The sequence below is a fragment of the Hyphomicrobium sp. 2TAF46 genome (assembly GCF_052114865.1).
Classification (GTDB): domain Bacteria; phylum Pseudomonadota; class Alphaproteobacteria; order Rhizobiales; family Hyphomicrobiaceae; genus Hyphomicrobium_B.
In genome coordinates this window covers 569,340-590,934 of record NZ_JBFRFO010000003.1, presented here as the reverse complement: position 1 = coordinate 590,934, position 21,595 = coordinate 569,340, and the positions used below count along the sequence as shown (strand labels likewise).

25 protein-coding genes and 1 tRNA gene are annotated in these 21,595 nt (G+C 61.3%); 20 read left to right on the top strand and 6 right to left on the bottom strand.

All coding sequences use genetic code 11. The features are described from left to right. On the top strand, window positions 1-461 hold a 461-nt coding region (locus AB4Z24_RS09500; RefSeq protein WP_441707774.1), incomplete at its 5' end, for a filamentous haemagglutinin family protein. A gap of 244 nt (window positions 462-705) precedes the next feature. Here the strand turns inward: AB4Z24_RS09500 and AB4Z24_RS09495 are convergent. Next, on the bottom strand, window positions 706-891 hold the full coding sequence (locus AB4Z24_RS09495) for a hypothetical protein (RefSeq protein ID WP_441707772.1): 186 nt from the start codon (window positions 889-891) through the stop codon (window positions 706-708). On the opposite strand from AB4Z24_RS09495, the gene AB4Z24_RS09490 reads away from it, so the two are divergent. The 16 genes from AB4Z24_RS09490 to AB4Z24_RS09415 all read left to right on the top strand — a co-directional run bounded on the left by AB4Z24_RS09490 (window position 881) and on the right by AB4Z24_RS09415 (window position 15,809). After that, window positions 881-1,546, top strand: a complete 666-nt coding sequence (locus AB4Z24_RS09490) for an STN domain-containing protein (RefSeq protein WP_441707770.1) — start codon at window positions 881-883, stop codon at window positions 1,544-1,546. The two genes, AB4Z24_RS09495 and AB4Z24_RS09490, sit on opposite strands and share 11 nt — an antisense overlap. Before the next feature lie 41 nt (window positions 1,547-1,587). Beyond that, window positions 1,588-2,283: an energy transducer TonB gene (locus tag AB4Z24_RS09485; protein WP_441707768.1), complete on the top strand. Its 696-nt coding sequence runs from the start codon at window positions 1,588-1,590 to the stop codon at window positions 2,281-2,283. A 44-nt stretch (window positions 2,284-2,327) separates the two neighbouring features. Further along, window positions 2,328-3,017 carry an RNA polymerase sigma factor gene (locus AB4Z24_RS09480; protein ID WP_441707766.1) on the top strand — a complete coding sequence of 230 codons (690 nt, stop codon included), beginning with the start codon at window positions 2,328-2,330 and terminating at the stop codon, window positions 3,015-3,017. A gap of 63 nt (window positions 3,018-3,080) precedes the next feature. Then, window positions 3,081-4,058, top strand: a complete 978-nt coding sequence (locus tag AB4Z24_RS09475; protein WP_441707765.1) for a FecR family protein — start codon at window positions 3,081-3,083, stop codon at window positions 4,056-4,058. A gap of 159 nt (window positions 4,059-4,217) precedes the next feature. Further along, entirely contained in the window at window positions 4,218-4,919 is a 702-nt protein-coding gene (locus AB4Z24_RS09470) for an outer membrane protein (protein WP_441707763.1), read from the top strand. A gap of 217 nt (window positions 4,920-5,136) precedes the next feature. Continuing rightward, window positions 5,137-6,906 carry a ShlB/FhaC/HecB family hemolysin secretion/activation protein gene (locus AB4Z24_RS09465; protein ID WP_441707761.1) on the top strand — a complete coding sequence of 590 codons (1,770 nt, stop codon included), beginning with the start codon at window positions 5,137-5,139 and terminating at the stop codon, window positions 6,904-6,906. Between the two features lie 34 nt (window positions 6,907-6,940). Continuing rightward, window positions 6,941-8,986 carry a DUF2341 domain-containing protein gene (locus tag AB4Z24_RS09460; protein WP_441707759.1) on the top strand — a complete coding sequence of 682 codons (2,046 nt, stop codon included), beginning with the start codon at window positions 6,941-6,943 and terminating at the stop codon, window positions 8,984-8,986. 5 nt (window positions 8,987-8,991) lie between these two features. Next, window positions 8,992-9,396, top strand: a complete 405-nt coding sequence (locus AB4Z24_RS09455) for an ExbD/TolR family protein (protein WP_441707758.1) — start codon at window positions 8,992-8,994, stop codon at window positions 9,394-9,396. 80 nt (window positions 9,397-9,476) lie between these two features. Continuing rightward, window positions 9,477-9,908: a hypothetical protein gene (locus AB4Z24_RS09450; RefSeq protein WP_441707756.1), complete on the top strand. Its 432-nt coding sequence runs from the start codon at window positions 9,477-9,479 to the stop codon at window positions 9,906-9,908. Next, window positions 9,905-10,651, top strand: a complete 747-nt coding sequence (locus tag AB4Z24_RS09445) for a TonB C-terminal domain-containing protein (protein WP_441707754.1) — start codon at window positions 9,905-9,907, stop codon at window positions 10,649-10,651. The genes AB4Z24_RS09450 and AB4Z24_RS09445 overlap by 4 nt, the downstream gene beginning before the upstream one ends. Before the next feature lie 62 nt (window positions 10,652-10,713). Then, the gene (locus AB4Z24_RS09440; RefSeq protein ID WP_441707752.1) at window positions 10,714-12,615 is read left to right on the top strand and encodes a putative porin; all 1,902 of its coding nucleotides are present in this window, start codon (window positions 10,714-10,716) and stop codon (window positions 12,613-12,615) included. Window positions 12,616-12,617: 2 nt separating this feature from the next. Then, on the top strand, window positions 12,618-13,241 hold the full coding sequence (locus AB4Z24_RS09435) for a hypothetical protein (RefSeq protein WP_441707750.1): 624 nt from the start codon (window positions 12,618-12,620) through the stop codon (window positions 13,239-13,241). Between the two features lie 23 nt (window positions 13,242-13,264). Beyond that, window positions 13,265-14,341: a peptidylprolyl isomerase gene (locus AB4Z24_RS09430; RefSeq protein WP_441707749.1), complete on the top strand. Its 1,077-nt coding sequence runs from the start codon at window positions 13,265-13,267 to the stop codon at window positions 14,339-14,341. A gap of 30 nt (window positions 14,342-14,371) precedes the next feature. Next, entirely contained in the window at window positions 14,372-14,941 is a 570-nt protein-coding gene (locus AB4Z24_RS09425; protein WP_441707747.1) for a YbjN domain-containing protein, read from the top strand. Between the two features lie 16 nt (window positions 14,942-14,957). Then, window positions 14,958-15,443: a hypothetical protein gene (locus AB4Z24_RS09420; protein WP_441707745.1), complete on the top strand. Its 486-nt coding sequence runs from the start codon at window positions 14,958-14,960 to the stop codon at window positions 15,441-15,443. 42 nt (window positions 15,444-15,485) lie between these two features. Then, window positions 15,486-15,809, top strand: a complete 324-nt coding sequence (locus AB4Z24_RS09415) for a hypothetical protein (protein ID WP_441707743.1) — start codon at window positions 15,486-15,488, stop codon at window positions 15,807-15,809. 303 nt (window positions 15,810-16,112) lie between these two features. Here AB4Z24_RS09415 and AB4Z24_RS09410 read toward each other — a convergent pair whose 3' ends face one another. The 3 genes from AB4Z24_RS09410 to AB4Z24_RS09400 all read right to left on the bottom strand — a co-directional run bounded on the left by AB4Z24_RS09410 (window position 16,113) and on the right by AB4Z24_RS09400 (window position 18,050). Next, window positions 16,113-16,601 (bottom strand): hypothetical protein, encoded by a 489-nt coding sequence (locus AB4Z24_RS09410; RefSeq protein WP_441707742.1) that lies wholly within the window; start codon window positions 16,599-16,601, stop codon window positions 16,113-16,115. Between the two features lie 452 nt (window positions 16,602-17,053). Next, window positions 17,054-17,623: an HdeD family acid-resistance protein gene (locus tag AB4Z24_RS09405; RefSeq protein WP_441707740.1), complete on the bottom strand. Its 570-nt coding sequence runs from the start codon at window positions 17,621-17,623 to the stop codon at window positions 17,054-17,056. 118 nt (window positions 17,624-17,741) lie between these two features. Further along, complete coding sequence (locus tag AB4Z24_RS09400) at window positions 17,742-18,050, bottom strand: hypothetical protein (RefSeq protein ID WP_441707738.1); 309 nt, start codon at window positions 18,048-18,050, stop codon at window positions 17,742-17,744. Window positions 18,051-18,352: 302 nt separating this feature from the next. Here AB4Z24_RS09400 and AB4Z24_RS09395 point away from each other — a divergent pair, with 302 nt between their 5' ends. Then, window positions 18,353-18,577 carry an NADH dehydrogenase ubiquinone Fe-S protein 4 gene (locus tag AB4Z24_RS09395; RefSeq protein WP_441707736.1) on the top strand — a complete coding sequence of 75 codons (225 nt, stop codon included), beginning with the start codon at window positions 18,353-18,355 and terminating at the stop codon, window positions 18,575-18,577. On the opposite strand, the gene AB4Z24_RS09390 is transcribed toward AB4Z24_RS09395, so the two are convergent. Then, window positions 18,569-20,257 carry an OFA family MFS transporter gene (locus AB4Z24_RS09390; protein ID WP_441707734.1) on the bottom strand — a complete coding sequence of 563 codons (1,689 nt, stop codon included), beginning with the start codon at window positions 20,255-20,257 and terminating at the stop codon, window positions 18,569-18,571. The two genes, AB4Z24_RS09395 and AB4Z24_RS09390, sit on opposite strands and share 9 nt — an antisense overlap. Window positions 20,258-20,602: 345 nt before the next feature. Between AB4Z24_RS09390 and AB4Z24_RS09385 the strand changes: the two genes are divergently transcribed. Together AB4Z24_RS09385 and AB4Z24_RS09380 are read left to right on the top strand one after the other, a co-directional pair. Beyond that, window positions 20,603-20,676 (top strand) — tRNA-Gly (locus tag AB4Z24_RS09385). 179 nt (window positions 20,677-20,855) lie between these two features. Then, the gene (locus tag AB4Z24_RS09380) at window positions 20,856-21,173 is read left to right on the top strand and encodes a hypothetical protein (protein WP_441707732.1); all 318 of its coding nucleotides are present in this window, start codon (window positions 20,856-20,858) and stop codon (window positions 21,171-21,173) included. Between the two features lie 17 nt (window positions 21,174-21,190). Here the strand turns inward: AB4Z24_RS09380 and AB4Z24_RS09375 are convergent, their stop codons facing one another. Beyond that, window positions 21,191-21,418: a hypothetical protein gene (locus AB4Z24_RS09375; protein WP_441707731.1), complete on the bottom strand. Its 228-nt coding sequence runs from the start codon at window positions 21,416-21,418 to the stop codon at window positions 21,191-21,193. Window positions 21,419-21,595: the final 177 nt, after the last annotated feature.

Below are 21,595 nucleotides of genomic sequence, written 5' to 3'. Positions count from 1 at the left end.
CTGCGAGCGGCAACGTCGATCTGATTGCGCCGCTGGGGACGGTCGATGTCGGCGAAGCCGGCGTCAGCGGCTTCAACGTCAACATCGCGGCGCTGCATATCGTCAATGCGGCGAACATCTCCGCACAAGGCAGCACGACCGGTGTGCCGCAGATCCAGGCGCCGAACATCGGCGGCCTGACGGAGGCTTCGAACGCGTCGGGGGCCGCGGCCCAGTCAGCGGCCAACCCGGCCCAGTCCGGAGCGTCGGAGCAACCGTCGGTGATCATCGTCGAGGTCATCGGCTTCGGCGGCGGTGACGAGGGTACCGACGACGAGGAGCGCAAGCGCCGGACGCAGGGCCAGAAGCAGGGAAGCTATGATCCGAAGAGCCGCCTTCAGGTCATCGGCCTCGGCGAGCTTTCCGACACGCAGAAAAATCAGCTGACGGAAACCGAGCGCCGCAAGCTCAGCGTCCAGTAGAAGCGCTGGGCCACGCCGGTATCGATGGTTGGTGTTCAGCGTAGGTGGATTTGCGGGGGTGGGCGGTGAGAGCAGCCCGATGGCGGGATGGCATCGCCTTTGCCGTCGTCGATGCTGCTAAGACCGGCGTGCTTGTTGCAGCGGGCGCTCGCGGTGACGGGGACGGATCGGCGCGACCTCGTCGATCCGTCTTGCGACACCGGAGCGGCCAACTGACATGATGCTGTTATATTCGCCGGGTCTATCAGTGCGGATCGAGCGGTTTCGTGCAACAGCATTGCCGCAGCCAGCTTTCTGCGCCCGGCCAGCCCGAAAATGCGTCCATGTCCGCGTCACAGTCAAATTGCAGCCCTTCCATTTGTCCACGCTCCGCGTGGGCGCCATGGCGCGTGCGGTGGCCGAAGCTGGCGTTACTGTTGATGGTGCTCATCACCGTTGCCGCCACGCAAGCGGCGACGCACGAAGGCGAGGCCGATCCAGGGCCTGGCGCCGTGATGTTTCGAATTCCGAGCCAGCCGTTGGCAACTGCCTTGCAGGCCTATAGTCAGGCGAGTGGCGTCGAGGTCCTATACGAGAGCGAAATCGCAGCAGGACTTCTATCCGCGCCCGTCGAGGGAATGTTCACGCCACAGATCGCTTTGCGAACCCTTCTTGCTCGCAGCGATCTTGCCGTGCACTACAACCGCAGCAATGCGATAACGCTGTCGCTTCCCTCCGATGACCATCTTCCGCCTACCGATCCACTGGATGGGGCCGACCTGCAGCTCGATATTATGCGTGTTAGCGGCGAGGGCGCACGGCCAAGTGCGCAGGCGATGCGCGAGTTCAGCGAAAGCGTGCAACTCGATATCGAGGCCGCGCTGCGGAAGAACACGCGCACGCGGTCTGGAAACTATCGTGCCGACGTTCGGCTGTGGGTCGATCCAAGCCGCACGGTGCGCAAGGCCGCGCTCGCTCAATCGACGGGTGACGGCGAACGGGACGCTCGCATCGCCGATGTCCTGCAAGGGCTGGTTCTGCGCCGCACGCCGCCCGCTAACGCGCCGCAGCCGGTGCGAGTCGTCATCGTTGTCCGATCGTTGTAGGACGGCGCGCGGACAGAAAGCGCAGCGGAATCTGCAGGCCCATGGCTGAGGACTCTGAAAATAATCTTAATCGACAGGCGCCACTCGGTGCGTCGAGCGAGGTCGTGCGCATACTGTTCGTCTCGGCGCTCGCGGTGATCCTGTTGGCAGGTGGCGTATACTGGCTGCACCATCAGGTTCCGGCACCGAATTCGGCGGCTGACGCGGGCGCATCCACGATCCAAGTCCGGTTGATGCCGGCGACTGAGCCAACCCCCTATCCGTTGGCCGCCGAAGAGCCAGACCAATCGGCGAGCATGAGCATCTCGAACCGGCCGCCGGTTGAAACCACGAAGGACGCCCAAAAGACGGAGAGTGACACGGTCGTCTTCGAGGCGACAACCGTGCGCAGTTCGCCGCCCGCGCCGGCGGTACTAACCGATACCGCAGCGGCCCGTAGGGGGGCACGAGAGCGCGCGCTCAAGTTCCAGCAAGCCCTGCTGCGGCACATCGCCCGCTATCAGCGCTATCCGGAAAGTGCCCGTGCCCAGGGTGTTGAGGGAACGGTGCAGGTCGTCTTTCTGCTGCGCCGTGACGGCACTATCGTCGATGCGTGGGTCCAATCAACGTCAGGACAGACCATTCTCGATCGCGAGGCCTTAGCAACGGTGCGCCGGGCCGAGCCGCTGCCGGTCATTCCGAGCGATCTTCCCGATCAACTCAGTGTACGGCTTCCGGTCGCGTTCGAGCTGCCCTAAGCGCGATGCGGCGGGTTGCAATCGCGCAACGCCGAGCTGCTCATATGGCGACGCTTGTTGATACTTTGAGAAAAACAGCGGCGGGTCTGCCACGTGTCACATTTTTGTTGTGCGAGGCCGCTAGGAGCCCAGGCTGGAAGTCGCACCATTCCTCGAATGGTTGTGTCGGGGGTGATAGTCACGTGTCGGACGCTGAACGAGCAGCGCTGCGGGATCTTCTCGTTACAAACTATACGTCGTTGAGCCAGCGGCTCGCGCGCCGATTAGGGTCCACAGAGAGTGCCAATGAGGCGTTGCAGGATACTTACCTGCGACTCGCCAAGGGGCACGATCTAGGACCTATTCGCAGTCCGCAGGACTATCTTTTCAGGGTCGCTCTGAATATTGCTGCCGACCGCCGTCGCGCCGAGGCGCGCAAGCTGACCGTCGACGAGGTCGACGCGCTGCTCAATGTGGCCGACGATGCGCCCGATCCGGCACGCGCCGCCGAAGCCCGTTCCGAGCTGCGGCTTCTCGAGCAAGTCCTTACCGAGTTGCCCGAGCGGCGCCGTGCTATTTTCAAAGCCGCATTGCTAGATGAAATTCCTCGCCGCGAGATTGCCAAGGAACATAGTGTCAGTGTACGAACCGTGGATTTCGAGATCCAACGTGCCTTGGAGTATGGCACCCGCCGGCTCGAGGAAAAGCTCGGATCCGGATTCGGACCTGACGGTTCCGAATCGTCTACTAGATAGATATCCCGTCGGGCACCTGGCAAAGGTTGTGGATTAGGTGCGGCGAAGAGGGCTTATGGAGCCGTGACCGAAGCTGTTGACCAACCTCCCGACCTGGATCCACTAACGCGCGAAGCGATCGCGTGGGTGGTCCGCTTGACGTCGGGCGAAGCAACGGCCGGGGATGCCGCGGACCTCAAGCGGTGGCGCGCGCAAAGCCCGGCCCACGAGGATGCGTTCCGGCGCGCGGCGAAGCTGTGGAAGGATTTCGGAACTGCCGCCGCCAGCTTGGCCGAGGAACAGCCAGTGCGCAGCGCACGTATTGCCCCTATTCTGGGACGACGCGCGTTCATCGGCGGAGGCCTTACCGCCCTGGCCGCATCGGCTGCCTACGCGGTCGTGAGCCCGCCACTCGATTTGTGGCCCTCTTTGCGCGAGTTCAGAGCCGACTACCGGACCGCGAAGGGCGAGCAACGGCATATAGACATCAGCCCTGACGTTTCCATCGAGCTCAGCACGTTGACCAGTCTCGCCGTGCGTTCAATGGCCGAGCGGCCGCGGCTCGAGTTGATTGCAGGTGAGGCCGCAATCACCGCAAACGCGGTCGCCGCTGGTCAGCTCATCGTCGTTGCTGCCGATGGGGAAATGACTGCCGCGTGCGCCAGCTTCAATGCCCGCTGCATAGACGGGCTTGTCTGTGTTACCTGCCTTAGCGGAGAGGTCGAGGTTCGGCAGAGAGACCAAGTTGCGGCGCTCAACGCCGGTCAGCAAATCTCCTACACGTCATCGGTTTTCAATGAGGTGATAAGCGTCGACGCGCAGGAGACCACGTCGTGGCGTACGGGAATGCTGGTGTTCAGGAATAGGCCGCTCGCCGAGGTGATTGAAGAGGTCAATCGCTATCGTCCTGGGCGTATTGTCATAGCGAACGCCGTGCTCGGCAAGCGTGTCGTCAATGGCACGTTTCGACGTGACCAGCTCGGGGGTTTCATTGCCCAGGTCGAGCAACTGTTCGGTGCCAAGGTCACAGCATTGCCTGCGGGCCTGACAGTCCTCAGTTGATCTGAGGTTCAGGAAAGTCCGCTGCGCGCGGACACCTTCTGACAAAAAAGAAGCAGGCTGGATTCGCAAGCCGAAGTGTTTGGACGTCTCCTAGACAGAGACGCGGATTTGCTCGTCCGGGCAAAGCGTGGCTCCGGGGTGAGATTTGGGAGCGATATTATGCGGTGCCGGGGGTTGGTTTTTGCTGTTTCACTACTGTCGTCGATACCGGCGTGGGCTGGCGACGGAGATCTTGTGCGGCCGTTCAACTGGACGGGCTTCTACGGTGGCGTGCACGGCGGCTACGCAACGAATTCGCTCGATGTTACCAATAGCGCGGCTCGCGAGCAGGATCTGGATGGCGCCGTTTTCGGCGCTCAGGTCGGATATCAGCGTCAATTTCCGGGAAGCACCGGAATTGTGATCGGCATCGAAACCGATGCATCGTTCGGCAAGTTGAACACTTCCGTTCATGACGACGCCAACTTCCTTGACTCTTCCGGTGAGATTGATGCGCTGGGCACGGTTCGTGCGCGTGTCGGCCTCGCGGCCGGACGGTTCATGCCCTACATCACTGCCGGGCTGCTGTGGGCTCGCGTGGATCAAGGCCAGCATTGTCCCGCGGCTGCGCCCTCCGGATTGTGCAAGGCGCGTGGCGCCTACGATGGGTCTGAAACCAAGGTCAATGCGGGTTGGGTTGTCGGCGGTGGCTTCGAGCAAGCGATCTCCGAACGCTGGTCGATCAAGGCGGAAGGTCTCTATGGTGACCTCGGCGAGACCAGCTATGAGCTCGGCACAGATGGAAAGGGCGCCCAGCTGCCAAAGGTAGATGTCAACCATGACGTGACGCTCCTGCGGTTTGGCCTGAATTCCCGTTTCTAAACGAGCCCCCAAAGAAACTTCTGATTGTCCCCAGACTTTGGGCCGGCGAGAGCCGGCCCATTTTTATTGCCGATTTGACACATGTCGCGCGGGCTTCTCGAGAAAGTTTGCGCGCCAGGATTCGCATCGGCTCATGCGCCGACGTCTCAGAAGAAGAAGAGGAGCACCAGATTTTAAACATTTGGTGCCTCTCCGCGTTCGAGGGGGAATGGGGAGCGTGGCGAGATTGAAGGCTGATAGCGTGCGGCGGTCGTCTCATGGTGCGGCGATCATCGCTGTTGCCGTGCTGGCCGTGGGCGGCAGGATCGATGCTGCTGCGGCCGAGGAAGGTTGGGCAACGAATGTCCGCCGCGTTGCTCAGGCTGAGCCGTCAAAAGAGAACGCGGGGGGCGTCGATGCCGGTGCGACCGCGAAAAACGAAGCAACGCCGCCGCAGGAAGGTGCTGCTTCGCAGCCGCCGTTCTTTATTGATGAGTTCCGGGTCGACGGAGCGATCGAGCTCCCCCAGGAGAGCGTCGAGGAGGCAGTTTATCCGTTTCTAGGGCCCAACCGCACTGCGGATGATGTCGACAAGGCGCGGGCCGCGCTCGAAAAGGCTTATCACGACAAGGGCTATCAGACCGTCAGTGTGTCGGTACCGGCTCAAAACGTTGCGAGCGGAACGGTTGTCCTCGCTGTCACTGAGGGCCGCATTGGCAACGTGCGGGTGAAAAACTCGCGCTACCACGATCTTGAGCGCATCAAGGAAAAGGCACCGTCCCTCAAGGAAGGGACGTTGCCGAACTTCAATACCGTCACTGAAGATCTCGTTGCGCTCAACCAATGGCCGGATCGGCGCGTGACGCCAGCGTTGCGCGCGGGGATTAAGCCCGGCACCATCGATGTCGATCTCAATGTCGAGGACAAGCTTCCGCTGCATGCCAGCGTCGAGGTGAACAACCGCCAGTCGCCGAATACGACGGCGCTGCGGGTCAATACCAACATCAAGTACGACAATCTCTGGCAGCGCGGCCACTCGTTCAGTTTGTCCTATCAGGTCGCGCCCGAACGCACCAACGATGCCGAAGTGGTGTCGGGATCCTACCTCGCACGCATTACCGATTGGACGAGCGTGCTTGTTTACGGATTGGATTCAAAAAGCGACATCGCGACCGTCGGGGGAATGAATGTCATCGGCCCAGGTCAAGTGCTTGGTGCGCGCGCAATTCTGACGCTGCCGAACAAAGACGACTTCTACCACAGCCTTTCGTTTGGCATCGACTACAAGCATTTTGGGCAGATCGTCGCGTTGGGTAAGGACAGCTTTTCGTCGCCCATCACCTATTACCCTGGCGTCGTCACCTATAGCGCGACTTTGCAGGGCGAGAAAAGCGTCACGCAAGGCAACATCGGCGCAACCTTCAATTTGCGCGGTCCCGGCAGTGGCTTCGACGAATTCTGGACGAAGCGCGCTTTCGCCGACAGCAATTTCTTCCATTTCAATGGCGATCTGCAGCACACGCACCAGCTGCCGGAAGGCTTCGAGTTGTTTGGCAAGGTTCAGGCGCAGATCGCCGATGGGCCGATGGTGTCGAGCGAGCAGATGAGCATCGGAGGCGCGGATACGGTACGCGGCTATCTGGAATCGGAAGCGATCGGCGATACGGGCGTGAACGGAACGATTGAGGTGCGTACGCCTGAAATCGGACAGTGGCTCCAGAAGGCGCTGCATGGCGAGAGCACCACCGACGAAGCCGGCAACAAGCTGGCAAACCTGATGCGTGATTGGCGCCTGTTCGGCTTCGTCGATGCGGGCACCGTGATAGTCCACGAGCCGCTTGCCGATCAGGCGTCGAGCTTCACGCTTTGGAGCTACGGGGTTGGAACACGATTCAAGCTGCTCGAACAATTCGACGGCAGCATCACCTATGCCGTGCCGATGACCGATGTTGGCGAGACCATCGCCACCGAGCCGCGCGTGCTGTTCAGCGCATCAGGCAGTTTCTGATGCCCAGGGGGAAGATCACATGGATTTCGAGAGCATGAGTACTAAGCGCGCGTTCAATCCCGGACCAAATCGCTTTGCAGTGCGTACGCTGTGGGCCTGCCTAGCGACGCTGTTCGTTATGGCCTTCTTGCCGACCTCGGCACAGGCATGGTGGAACGAGGAGTGGTCGCTTCGCAAGAAGATCATGGTCGACGCCAGTCCGACCGGTGCCGGGATCACCGATACTATCGGTGCGGTGCCTGTCCTGGTGCGTCTCCATGTCGGCAACTTCCGCTTTGGGCAAGCCAAACAGGATGGCAGCGATCTTCGCTTCGTCAGCGGGGACGATAAGACGCCGCTAAAATATCATATTGAAAAATATGACGCGCTTCTCGGCGAGGCGTTGGTCTGGGTCAGCATGCCGGATCTGCATGCTGGGTCGAAGGCCGATATCTGGCTTTACTACGGCAACCAGAAGGCAACCTCTGCCAGCGATCCGAAGGCGACTTACACTTCAGACACCGCGCTCGTCTATCACTTCGGGGAGCGCGGCACCCCGGCGCAAGATGCTTCGGTATGGGCAAACCATGCGCAAGGAGCAGGTCAGCCTGCGGATGGCTCGTTGATAGGCACTGGTCTGCGTCTCGACGGCGTCACGTCTGTGACGATCCCGGCGACTCAGTCGCTGGAGATAGCTCAGGACGGAGCGCTGACTTGGACTGCATGGATCAAGCCCGCAAGCCTGCAGCGCAACGCCGTCATCTATAGCCGGCGCGAAGGCAGCAACGGTCTTGTCATCGGTATGGACGACGGCATGCCGTTCGTCGAGATTTCCGCCAGCGGTGCAACGCACCGTAGCAGTGCCGGCGCACCGGTGGCTCCCGGCGGGTGGCATCACTTGGCCGTCGTTGCGACGCCGGGCCTTGTCACGCTTTACCTTGACGGCAACGCGTATGCATCGATTTCCGGAACAATTCCGGCTCTCAAAGCCACCGCGTTGCTCGGAGGCGATACAGCTGTCGTGACTGCCGCGCCGGCTAATCCAGCGCCCGTCGCCGCTGCTCCGGCTAGCGAGGGCCAAGCGGCTGCCCCGACCACCGAGCCTGGCGCAGCTGCGGGTAATCCGAGCGCAGGAGCCGTTCAGGATCCTGGCGTGCAAGCGACACCACAGCCGGCTCCTGCCGCGCCCGTCGCGACAACCGCGGCCGCTATGCCCGGGTTTGTCGGCGATATCGACGAACTCATGTTGATCAAGGCGGCGCGTCCTGCGGGCTTCATCAAGGCGCTGGCTGTCAGCCAGGGCACGGATCCGACGAAGCTCATCGCGTTCAGCCCGGACGAAGAAACCGCAAGCTGGCTGTCCGGCTATTTTGGTGTCCTCATTCGCGCTGTCACCGTCGACGGTTGGGTCGTGATCGGCATTCTGCTGGTCATGGCGGTTGCCAGTTGGATGGTCATGGTCGAGAAGAGTGGCTATCTCAGCCGCCAGCGCAAAGCGAACGCCGAGTTCCTGCCGCGCTTCCGTTCGCTCGATAGCGACCTCACAGCTCTCCTCGCGGACGGCGCTTCCGGAGACAAGGCCCAGCAGCGCATTCGGCGCGATGCCTCGATGCTGCGCCTGTATCGGATCGGCGCCGAGGAGCTTCGCAAGCGCTCTAGCGGCACGCAGCCCGGCCGTATCCCTGTTCTCAATGCCGAAGCGATTGCCTCCATTCGCGCCGCGCTTGAGGCTGGTCTTGTTCGCGAGATCCAGATGCTCAACCGCATGATGGTGATCCTTACCATTTCGATCTCGGGCGGTCCGTTCCTTGGTCTGCTAGGCACCGTCATTGGCGTCATGATCACGTTCGCGGCCATCGCCATGTCCGGCGACGTGAATATCAACGCGATCGCACCAGGTGTCGCCGGCGCACTGATGGCGACGGTGGCCGGTCTTGCGGTCGCGATCCCCGCTCTGTTTGCCTACAACTACCTGACGCTCGGCATTCGCGATCGTACGACCGAGATGCAGGTGTTCGTCGAGGAGTTCGTGACGAAGATGGCCGAGGCCTTCAGTCGTGAACGCCCCGATCCGCTTCAACATCGTATTGCAGCGGAGTAGGCTTGATGCAGATCCAATCGGACAACAAGCCGTACGACGACATCAACGTCACGCCGATGCTCGATCTGGCTTACGTGCTGCTGATCATCTTCATCGTGATGACCACGGCAACCGTCCAGGGCATGAAGGTCAATCTGCCGAAGGCCTCGGCGGCGCCGAGCCTGGCACAGCAGACGACGAAGGCGATCACGGTATCGAACGACGGCAAGATCTTCCTCGACACCATTCCGGTGACCTTGCCTGAGCTCGAGCAACGGCTGGTCCAAATGAAGGCGCTGACGCCTGAGTTCCCGGTGGTCCTCCGAGGAGATTCTCAGACTCAGTATCAGAACGTGATGGATGTCCTCGATCTCTTGGGCAGGCTCAGCATCACGCAGGTTGGCCTTGCCACCAAGCCACTGGTGAAATGATGCGCGAGGGGCAGTCCAAATACGATGTCGCTTGTGCGTACCCGGCGAACCCGGCGTCCGCGGACAGAAGCGGCGGTCTGTTGGCGCGCTGCCGTGCCTGGCTTGCTGGTGCGGCATTGAACACCGTCGATCGGATGGCGTCGCGAGATGCCTCTCAAAAGCGCTCTGCCGGCGTTCCGCAGCTGGCGACGGTGGTGCCGTTCCCGTTGAACGGCCGCGGTGTCCTGCTCCAGCTCGCGCGCGAGCTCGGTCACGCCGCCGTGGCTGACGTAGACGATGCCGATGACCCGGTGCTGCTCACGCTCGCGCGGGGAGATCGCCAGCGTCTACTGATCGACAGCACGGCTTACATGGAGATTGGGCAGGAGCCACTGCCGTATCGTGTTGTGCTGGGCGACGCTTTCACGACGCGTATCACGCTTGAGACAGCGAACGTCTCCGAGGCGCGAGCGTTCATTTCTCAGTATCTGCTGCTGACGCGCGGGTTCCAGGCCGAAGGCGGCACGTCATGAGCCGCCTCCAGGACGACCAGGGGAAGGTCGCCGCGCGGGACGACGAGGAATCGTTCGTTCGTCGCAACAGAGTGCCGCTCGCTGCGGGCCTTATTGCAGTCGGCATCATTGGAGGCATTGCCGCCCTGTTCGTTTCCGGAGACGGCGCGCCGCCTCCGCGCCCCGTGCAGGAGCTCACGATCGTCAACATCGTGCCGCCGCCTCCGCCGCCGCCACCACCACCGGAGGTCCAGCCACCGCCGGAGCCCGAGCAGAAAATGATTGAGCAGCCGGAGATCAAGGAGCCGGAGGTTCAGGCCGAGAAGGAGGTCGAGGAGCCGAAGGACGCGCCGCCCGAAGACGCGGCGGACGTGCCCCCGACCGGTCCGCTTGGACTCGATCAAGCAGCCGATGGTCCCGGTGACCAGTTCAATCTGGCTGCACGCAAGGGACAGAGCGGTTTTGGTGGCGGTGGAGGAGGCGGCAGTCGATGGGGTTGGTACGCGTCGATGGTCCAGCAGCAGATCGAGGGCGCCCTTCGCGCCAATCCTAAGACGCGCAACATCGTGATGCAGGTGCAGGTCCGGCTATGGGCGGACCAGACGGGCCACGTCAGCCGGGTGCAACTCGTCAATTCGACCGGCGATCCGCAAGTGGACGCGGCCATCAGCGGTGAGGTTCTCGCAGGTATCACCCTGCGCCAGCCGCCGCCGGCGGATATGCCGATGCCGATGGTCGCACGCATTACGGCACGCCGGACATGACTACGGAGAATTCCGCGAAATGCGGACAGGGGATCACGTTTAGAAGTGGGGGATCTAGGACAATGTCGAGTGTGAATGAAGCCGGCGTGCGCCGTTGGTTTGCGCTGTCTGCATCTGTGGTTGCGTTGACGATCGCGCAAGGTCCAGCCTTCGCCCAAGGGGTCGAGGCGCAGCCGGGGGAAGCGCGGCAAGCGGAAGGGCAGCAGTCGAAAGAGAAGAAGTCCAAAGAGAAGCAGTCCAAAGAAGACAAGCCCACAGTTTCGGATAAGAAGCCTGTGTCGCCGAGCGCCACGGCCAACCTCGTCAACCTTCTGCTCGAGCAGGGCGTCATCACCCAGGAGCAAGCGGACAAGGTCACTTCGCAGGTCGACGACGAGGCGTTTGTGACGCGCAATGCTGTTCAGGATGCGACGACGAAAGCCGACGCCGCCGCCAAGGCTGCAACGGCTGCCGCATCTGCGGCTTCGCCGCCAGGCAGCCGGCGCGTCAGCTATGTACCTGAGGTGGTCAAGCGGCAGCTGCGCGAGGACATCCGCAAGGAGGTCATGTCGCAGGCCAAGGAAGAGGGCTGGGCTTCGCCGGGCACCTATCCGGAGTGGGCTTCGCGCATCCGTTTCCATGGCGATCTGCGCGGCCGCTACGAGGGTCTGTTCTATCCTGGCGGCGGGTACAACACAGATCAATTGACGGACTTCAATGCCATCAACACGGGGGCGCCCTTCGACCCGTTGAACAAGACTTCTTTCCCTCCGGTCTTCGACGGCAACGCGGACCGCGACCGCTTTCGCCTGCGTGCGCGCCTGGGGATGGAGGCAGACCTCTCAGAGGGCTTCACGGCTGGGATGCGTCTTGCGACGGGGTCGAGCGCCTCGCCGGTCTCCACAAATCAAACGCTTGGCGGATCGGGCGGCAACTTCTCGAGATACCAGTTGTGGCTCGACCGTGCCTACCTAACCTATGATTTCAACACGACGGGCACTCCGTTCGATCGCTACGGCATTTCGACGGACGTGGCGCTTTCCGCCGGACGCTTTGACAATCCGTTCTGGAAACCTACGGATCTCGTCTGGGACGACGATCTCGGTTTCGATGGCGCCGCGTTCCAGACCAAGAGCAAGATTAGGCCCGGGTTCACGGTATTCGCCGCTGGCGGCGCTTTTCCGATATTCAACACCAATCTCGACTTTGCGACCAATGAGCCAGACAAGTTCAAGAGTGCGGACAAGTATCTTTTTGGTGGCCAGGTTGGCATGAACTGGCAAGCGACGCCCACCTTGGCGTTTACCATGGGCGCCGGCCTCTTCGACTTCTCGGGCGTTCAGGGTAAGAGGTCGAGTCCTTGCGACATCCTCGGACGCGCGACCGCTTGCGATACGGACCATCTGCGTCCGTCGTTTGCCCAGAAGGGCAACACGTACATGTACTTGCGCGACGTCATTCCGCTGCAGGGACAGCAGCTGCTCTCAAGCCCGCAGTACTACGGCCTCGCGAGTGAATTTCGTCCGCTCGTCCTGTCGGGGCGCGCCGACTTCGGTAACTTCCATCCGGTCCACGTCGTGGTTGACGGCGAGTTTGTATGGAACAGCGCCTTTGATCGCGCCCATGTTGCGGCATACGCTGTCAACACTTGCGGTCCGAACGGTGGCAGCGGGCGGTGTCTGTTCGAAGGCGGCAATCTCGGTTGGATAGCGAAGGTCACCGTCGGTCACAAGAACCTCGAGAAGTTCGGCGATTGGAATACAAACATTGGCTATCGCTATCTCGAATCCGATGCCGTGATGGATGCCTTCTCGGACAGCGACTTCGGTCTCGGCGGCACCAACCTGCAAGGCTACTTCCTTGGCGGCAATTTCGCGGTCTCCAAGAATGTGTGGACGACGGCGAAGTGGATGAGCGCCAACTCGATTTCTGGTGAGCCATACGCCGTCGACGCCCTTCAAGTCGACCTCAACGCAAAGTTCTGATCATGCGCAAACTCATTGCCATACTCACCTTGCTGGCTGTTTCTGCAGGCACAGCAACCGGGGCTGCAGCTCAGGCGGAGTCAGAAACCGATCGTCTGCGGGAGGCACTGCGCACTGCGACGACGCAAGCCCGTGCGCTCGAGGATCAGCGCAATGCGCTGCAATCCAAGGTCGCTAAAGTTGAGCACGACAATACTGCGCTCAAGGGGCAGCTTGACGCCACCAAGGCCGAGGTCCGCCAAGTCAAGAAGGACTATCGCGAGGCGGTGACGCAATTCAACGAACGACTCGAAGAGCGCAATCAGACGCTCGAGAAATGGAAGGAAGCCTACACCGAGGCGGCGACTGTGGCGCGCACCAAGGATGCCGAGCGCGCCCAGTTCGAGGCGGAGCTCAACTCCACCAAAACCGGCCTCACCGCTTGCACGGGCAAGAACCAGAAGCTCGCGCGGGTCGGACGGGAGTTGCTCGCTTACTACGATAGCGTCACGCTGGGTGATGCTCTCCTTACTAAAGAGCCACTGACCGGCATCCGGCGCACGCAAGTCCAGAGCCTGTTGGAAGATTATTCAGAGCGCGTCCAGGTTGAGGCGATCCCCGTCGAGCGCGCGAAGGCCAAACGATAGAACCCTAGTTGGAGACACTTACGATGACCGCAATGACCACAATCCATCTCGCCTCGAACGCGGGTGCAAGGCACACCTTGCGCGCGACGCTGGCCGTACTGCTGGTTTCGGTTTCGACCGTTGCCATCGCTCAGGTGCAGGTTGCGCCCGCAGCAAAACCGCCGCAGGCTCCGGGCGTAAGTCCGGCACCGGCTGCCGCTCCGCCGCGCGCGCCGGTTGCTGCCGTTCCGGGTGCTCCCGCTGCTGCCGCACCGGCGCGTGCGCCGAGCGGAGATGTGGTTGCCCGTGCGGGTGACAAGGAACTCACTCGCAACGAGATCCGCGCCTTCGTATCGACTTTGTCGGCCAACGAGCAGGAGGCCTTGGCAAGTGATCCCGCTCTTTTCAGCCAGACGCTTCGCGTTATGTTGGCCAATCAGCTGGTATTGAAGGAGGCGATGGCCAAGAAGTGGGATGAGCAGCCTCAAATCGCGACCCAGCTGAAGCTGGCCCGCGACAATGCTGTCGTGGAATCCTACCTCCAGTCGATCGCGACTGTGCCGCCCGAATTCCCGAGCGAAGCCGAACTCTCGCAAGCCTACGAGGCCAACAAGGCGGCGTTCGCAGTGCCACGTACGTTCAATGTCGCGCAGATCTTCATCGCTCGTCCCGAGAACGCCGACAAGGCGGCTCAGGACAATTCCAGCAAAAAGCTCGCAGATGTCCAGGCTAAGCTGGTGGCTCCTGATGCGAACTTCGCCGAGATCGCCAAGACCGCTTCCGACGAGCCCGCCAGCGCTGCCCGCGGCGGCGAGATCGGTTGGTTGGCCGAAACTCAGATGAAGCCCGACATCCGTGCGCAGGTTCTGGCCCTTTCGAAGGGGGCTGTCAGTGCACCGATCAAGTCGGATGGCGGGTGGCATATCGTGAAGCTTCTCGACACCAAGGAAGCGGGCACCCGTACCCTCGCCGAGGTCAAGGACGCACTCAGCCAGCGTTTGCGTGCGCAGCGCGCCGAAATCGCACGCCGCGCGTACCTCACCAAGCTCCTCGAGCAGAGCCCGCCGACCATCAACGAGCTCGCTCTGACCAGCGTACTCGACCGACGGGCGAAGCAGTAAGCCCTCAAGAACCTTCCACCGGAGATCACCATGTCAGATATGGCTTCTGAAATCGATGCGGCTGGGGTGCCGGGGCAGAGTCTCGTCGCTGCCAATGATGTAACAAGTCTGCTTCTTGGCGTTACCTCGGATGACGTCAAAGACACGCTCCAAGCTGCCGGTTACCGGGTCGAGGTGCTGACGGCGGATGGTATGGCCGTGCTCCGCTCTGCGACTGCCGGCCTGCCGTTCGATATTCGTCTCGGCAATCAGTTGCCGGGTCCCGAAGGCCGGCACCTCGATATGACGTTCGTGGCTCTCTTTGCGGTGAGGGGCGTTTTCCCCGAGAAGCTGCTCAACGATTGGAACAGGACCAGGCGCTTCGCACGTCTGTTCCTGGACCGGGCAACTCCCGATCAGGAGTTTCTTGTCCTCGGCATGGATGTTGGGATCGCCGGCGGAGTGAGCACTCAGTATCTCAGAGCTCAGATGGAGATCTGGGACGCGCTGGTGAACCAGCTGATCGCGTGGCTGCGGACGGCATTACCGACGGCTGTTGAGCCCGCGGCCAACGACGGGGCCGGTCCCGCACCCGAAGACATTGCCTCAGCGAAGCATTGAACGCCAGGGTGGTGCAGTGAAGGGGTTCGGTCGCCTTTTGACGAAGATCGCAGGCCGGAGCAATCCGGCTCTGCGACGTCTCATGACTGTGTTCGTGTCAACAGGAGCTGCACTTGCGCTCGCGTCCAACGGGCAGGCGCAGCAGCAGAGCTCCTTCCGGCCGCCTGCAGGTGTTCCGAAGGCGTGGATTGAGTTTGCGGGAGATCTGCGCGGTAAGGCGGAGGCGCTGCTAAAGTCGGACGATCCTCAGGCACGCAAGCTTCGAGCGGCGCTCGACGAGGTTCGAAACGGAGGTGACGCGCAACCGCTGCAGGTAGCCGTGCGCGTGTGGATCGCGCGAGACGGCCGCGTGGAGCGTGTTGACTTTGGTTCGGTATCGGAGACCATCGATCCGGACCTCAAGTCTTTGCTTCTGCGCGTCGCGACCCCTACACCGCCGGCCGACATGTTGCAGCCGGTCCATCTCAAGCTGTCGCTCGAGCCGCGTAGTTCGCCGCAGTAACGCAGCGGTGTGATGTCCGAGTTCCGTCAATGAGAGGGTATGATGCGAATTATTGCACTTCTCGCCTTATTTGCTGCGGTGGGGACTGCGGCTGCCGAAGAGACCACGCCCGGTTCCAAAGGGAAAACCCACGGTGAAGTCCCGGGCCACGAGAGCTGCGTCGAGGTCGAGATCGGGAGTTCCAGGGCCTACGACTGCCTCAACACGCAATTGAAGGAGAAGGTAGAAAAGGTCGCGCCGCTCCCGAACATACCGCCGCTTGACGCCAGGTCTCCGGATACCAAACTCGGCATCGTCAACGTGCCTGCGGTCAAGCAGCAGTACGGAAAGAATTATGGGAATTCCGTCGTTCCGTATCGCCCGTGACGACGCGCGCTCCTTTATCTTTCGATATGGGCGCTGGCTTTCGAGCATTCGCGGGAGGCAGTGCGCGCGAGGCAAGTTAGGCAACTGAGTTGCGCGCGGCGAGCATCGAGAGATGCGGTTCGCGAATGCCGCGTTAAACCCTATCCGGCAAGTGCTTACAATTTGACGTGCATCGGTACCGGCTTCGATTGTCGATGTCGGTGTGCGCATAGCGAACGCGTAGGACCAAATCCGGCCGCGAGCACCTTCGGATCGCAATTGCCGCGTCCGCCGGTCTCCGTCGGACTATGACCAGAACGGACACTAGCCATGAGCGAGTATCTTCCGGGGGACCGGAACATCGCGGCTGCTTTTTTGCATCGGGCTGATCGCGAAGCGTAGGTTCAGCGGCTGCAGCATATCGGACGGCGGGGGTTCGCCAACGTTTCCGCGCATCAGGATCGCGCGCAGGTCCTCGGTTGCTCCCTTGTCCTTGAACTCCGCAAATGAGACTCGCGCGATGCTGCCGTCAGGATTGACCCACACCTTCACGGTGAGCACCGGCGGGGGGCCGTCTTCGCGACCCATGTGAGCTTTGACGTACACCCTGAAGCGAGCGGCCTGTGGATCGATGCCGCTCACCCACGTCTCGAAGCGGTATTTGACGAGTTTGGCGAACTGGGTCCAGGACGGCGGTGCTCGCTCCGAACTCTTATAATCCTGTGCCGTCGCCATGTCGGGGGCGGCGCCGAACAGACCGAGTGCGATCAGTCCGAGTGCGAACAGGCGGGCGGCAGCGGCTGTTGTGATCATAGTGGTCCTCGCATGTCGCATATGGCGTCGTCAGTTTTGCAGGCAGGTGACACGTACGGAGATCGAGGCCGCACGATGTGCGCGTGAGGCCGAGAGCCTTCAACCATGAGACGGTTCTCGGCGGCCGATTGCGCAGGGAATTCGTGTCATTCGACACTAGGCCGCGATGCTACCTCACTGCCCGCTGCTCCAAACGAACCACGCAGTGTTTGAGGAAAAGAGCCGGATTGAATAATTCAGCATCCCATGTGCTGAGCCGCAAAACATTCGCCGGGCCGGCTCTTTTGCACGGTGCGGCGAGGGGTCTGCTTGGGTAAAGTGAGGTCGAGTTTACCGACGTGATAGCGCAGCCAAGGGTTTTCGTCCTGGATCCGAGCGTTCCGGAGGCCGCCAGTGCCTCCGACCGGCGCGCCTCTCGGTTTTTCTGTCGACACAGGTCTCCGCCGCAAACGTCAGGCGGCGATGGCTCCGTGGTCGTTTCGCAATTGGCTGCCGAGTGTGATCCACCAGAAGCCGTGAAGCAGCAGGTCAATACCGACCACGAGACCGAGAACCCACAAACCGCTGACGGGCCATTTCGACAAAATGACTAGGCCGGCCAGGATACCGACGATGCCTGAAGCCAGCAGCAGCCAGCCGAACCATTGCCAGTACTCCACCGCCTGAACGATGCGCACGGCGCCGGACGCGATGAGCGCCAGCGCGAATACCAGGGTGAGGGCGATGGAGGCGCCAGCTGGATCGGTTACGAGCATCAATCCGCCGACGGCATACAAAAGTCCGATGAGAAGTCTGAGCAGAAAGCCGCGCCAATGCGGGGCGGAGAAGGATTGGAACACCTCCGACGCACCGGCGACGAGCAACACGATGCCGATGAGAATGGCGCTGATCATCGTTGCGGCGACGACGTCACCCAGCACGATGAGGCCGGCGATGATGAAAACGGCGCCGAGAAGCATGGCTCCCCACCAACTCGGATCTGCCGATGAAGAATGTGTTTCTAATATTGGTCTGACTGCCATGAAGAGTCTCCGGAATTCTGCAAAGGGATTGAGACCTCATAATGGGCAACCGGCGAACCACTCTGAGTGGGAACGCCGACTGCGTTCGTCATCTGCCGCGAACGAGAGCAGGAATGTCCTACTTCCCGGGGTTCTCGGTGTTCGGGGGTGTCATTTCCGGCACCTTCTTGCTCATCGAGTTTGTTGCCGGAAGTTTGCCCTCGTCACCCATTCTGTGTTGTGACGTGCCTTCTGTGCCCGTGCTCTGACCCGTTCCGGCTCCCATTTCTGGAACACGACCGGTGACGGCGCCGGTTGGCGGAAGCTTGCCTTCATCACCCATGCGGTGCCGGGTCGGGTCCGCTGGTGACTGGTCTTCGGCGACTGCAAGTGTCGCTGCTGCGGAGAGTGTGAGTGCGGCGAGTGCCGAGGCGATTACGTATTTCATAGTCTGGGCTCCTCCTTGGTTTTGATGGCCGCCAAGTGTCCCCCGTCTGCCGATCAGTATAGGTCGGAGTGCGCACCTGCAGTCTTAAGGCCGTATCTAAAAGTCGCGATAATTCCGTAAGGCTGAGCGCTCCGGGGCAGGAAACGGCGCCGCGGCAGCGCAGACGTTGCCCGCTGAGGAATCCTGGGACGGCGGCACCGATTAGGGTGTCTGCGCTGAAATTGCCGTCGAAATGGGGGTTGGTAAATGCTAGATGATTGCGCCGACGATTTTGTCGATCTCAATGTCTGAGCGGAGCTAACATGACGGCACGGATCTTCAAGCCCGCCAAAACCGCCATGCAATCAGGGGAAGCGCGCACGAAAGAGTGGGTGCTTGAGTTCGGACCCGCGAGCCCGCGCGATATCGATCCGCTGATGGGCTGGACGAGCTCCCGCGATATGCAATCGCAGGTGCGGCTCGAGTTCGATACCAAGGAACCTCTGATGAGCAGGTCGCACGCGCCGATGCAACCTCGATCAAAATAGCGCGGCGGCTTTCTGGACCGTGGTCCAAACTCCCCAGCCGAGCGGAATGAGAACGAGAAGCCAGAAGGGCAGGGCCTTCGCATCGATGCCGCCCTTGCCGATGCCGAACGAGCCGGTGATCCCCTTCGAAGCCTTCTCATGCAGCTTTGCACGTTCTTCGGCGATGTTGGCCTCCGACATGTTCCATTTCGCGTTGACGGGACGGACAAGCAAATTGGCGACGAACCCAACGACCAGAAGCGCCGCGAGGACGTAAAATATAGGTCCGTAGATTTGATCGGCGGGAATGCCCTCGGCCTGCCGGGTATCGTGCAGGTAGTTGACGATCACCGGACCGACGATGCCAGCCGTCGACCACGCCGTGAGGAGACGGCCGTGGATGGCGCCGACGAACTGCGTGCCGAACATGTCGGCGAGATAGGCGGGTATCGTCGCAAAGCCGCCGCCGTACATCGATGCGATGATGCAGAAGCAGCCGACGAACAGCGCCAGCGACTTCCACTCGGCGGCCTGGGTCGCGAGCGCGTAAAGCGCCGCTCCGAGCACGAAGAAGATGAAGTAGGTCAGCTTGCGGCCGAGCGCGTCCGAGGACGAGGCCCACGCAATTCGCCCGAAGATGTTGAAGAGCGAGATGAGGCCGACGAATCCGGCGGCGACGCCTGCAGCTTGCGCTGCGAGGGCGGCGTCTTTCTTCACATCGGCAAATGCCAGCTCGGGATGACCGATCAAGGCCCCGCCGAATGTCTCCTGCAACATTGGAGACGCAGCGCCGATGATTCCGATACCGGCAGAGACGTTGAGGCAGAGCACCAGCCACAACAGCCAGAACTGCGGCGTCTTGTGCGCGTTGTCGAGATGGATCTGGTTGGACGTGATCATGGCGTTCGTTGTCGCCGGCGGTGTCCAGCCTTCTGGCTTCCAGCCAGACGGCGGGAGGCGATAGGCAAACGCGCCGATCAGCATGAATACGGCATAGATCGCCGCCATGACGAGGAATGTCTCCCAGACGCCGGGATCGCTTGCCGTCTTGAAGTGACTCATGAGCAGCGTGGCGAGCGGCGAGCCTATCATTGCGCCGCCGCCGAAACCCATGATGGCCATGCCGGTCGCCATACCGCGACGATCGGGGAACCACTTGATCAGCGTTGATACCGGCGAAATGTAGCCCAGTCCGAGACCGACGCCCCCGATGACGCCAGCGCCGAGCCACATGATCCAAAGCTGATGCTGGTGGATGCCGAGAGCGGAAATCACGAGGCCGCCGCACCAGCAGATTGCCGCGACGACGCCCGCTTTGCGTGGGCCGGCCCGTTCGAGCCAGCCACCCCAGATCGCGGCAGAGACGCCGAGCAGGACAAAGAAAAAAGTGAACATCCAGCCGAGATCGAACTGGCTCCAATTGCAGTCCGTAGCAGTCAGGGCTTTGAGCGTGCCTGCCGCTTTCTCGCTGAAGGTCACCGCACCTGCGGAGCATTCCGGCAGAGATTTGCCGTCGGCTCCAACCAGCGCGCCCTGCAGCGGTTTCCAAAAGACCGAGAAGCCATAGGCCATGCCGATGCAAAGATGGATGGCGAGAGCCGCTGGCGGGACGAGCCAGCGATTAAAGCCTGCCTTTGCGACAATACGTTCTCGATCGAGCAAACCGGGAGCAGACTCGTCCGCTGGGTTGGCTGCTGTCATGCGTTGTTTCCCCCAAAATTATGCTGCGTTTCGCGGCAATTTTTTTCGCTATTTCGCATGTCGAACCTGACACAATCAACACGCGTTCGAGCTGCGGGGGGCCGAAAGACAAACATCCTGAGGGATCGGCGCATTCCGGACGCGTTCCGGCTCCGTTACAACAGACAATGCCCTCCGGCCTGCTCCGGACCGGCCGGAAAAGCGGTGGGCAGGATCTGCATCGGCAACGGCGTGGAACTTAGATAGGATAACCCTGGCCCGATCGCATTTGCGCAGTTTTGACCGTTTGCATGTTCTGCGAGGCTATGGCAGAAACCCGTTTCTTTCCGGGCCCCTGGCTCGATCGCGGGTGTAGCTCAATGGTAGAGCAGCAGCCTTCCAAGCTGAATACGTGGGTTCGATTCCCATCACCCGCTCCAATTTCTCAGAAATAATCAAACCAAGCCAACGACTTATCGGCTAGTCTGGGCTCACGTTCATTTCTACGCGCGGATCACTATCAAGCAGCCGAAACGCGGAGTACAAAAGGACTTAGTCCGGTGTTTGCGGTGGCCCTTTGCGGCCGCTGCAAGTGCAGCAGGGGTTTGCAGAGGGTTTCATGGCCAAGTGGCGTCGTCGCAGTCAATCCGATGGTCCGGCTGAACGGCGCCCAGTTGCTCTTGATCTTGCCCGCTTTACCAAGCTTTGCGGAATGCTTGGGTCGCCCAATGAAGGGGAACGGGCATCGGCCGCGCTCAAGGCTTCGGAAATGCTCAAGGCCGCCGATTTAACCTGGGAAGACGTTTTCAAGGACTCGAAAGCCCTCGCCGAGCATTTGACGCTCACGAAATCCGACAACGAGGAAGCGCGGGCGCACCGGTTCTGGAAGACGAAAGGTTCGGCGGATTCTTCGCGCGCGCAATCCGACGCGACGTGAGGGCGGCGGCGACGCCGCTATCGCTCAATTTCGAAACCGCGAATTGCCCAGGCAGCTGCGAAGCCGAACAGCCAGAGTGCAACCGGCGGAGCGAAGAGCAGTATCGGAACCTCGATGAAATCGCCTCGCGTGCTCAGGCTGCCTTGTACGCCTTCGAGCAGGAGATAGATCGTCCATCCCATGATCCAGCCCGCGGAAACCAGGATCCAAACCCGAAACAGGCCGCGCCTCCAGTTTACGGTCACAGACTCGCTTCTGAAATCTGCCGCGGCCCGGCGAGGAATTCCAAAGTTCGGCATAACCACCCCTCCTGGTTTTAACGGGACGTTCGGGCTTCTCATGGGTTGAAAAAGAACTCGCGCCGCATTTCGAACGTTTAGCATGGCCGCGAGAGGCGTGCACGTCCTTCAAGTGCGCGGGAG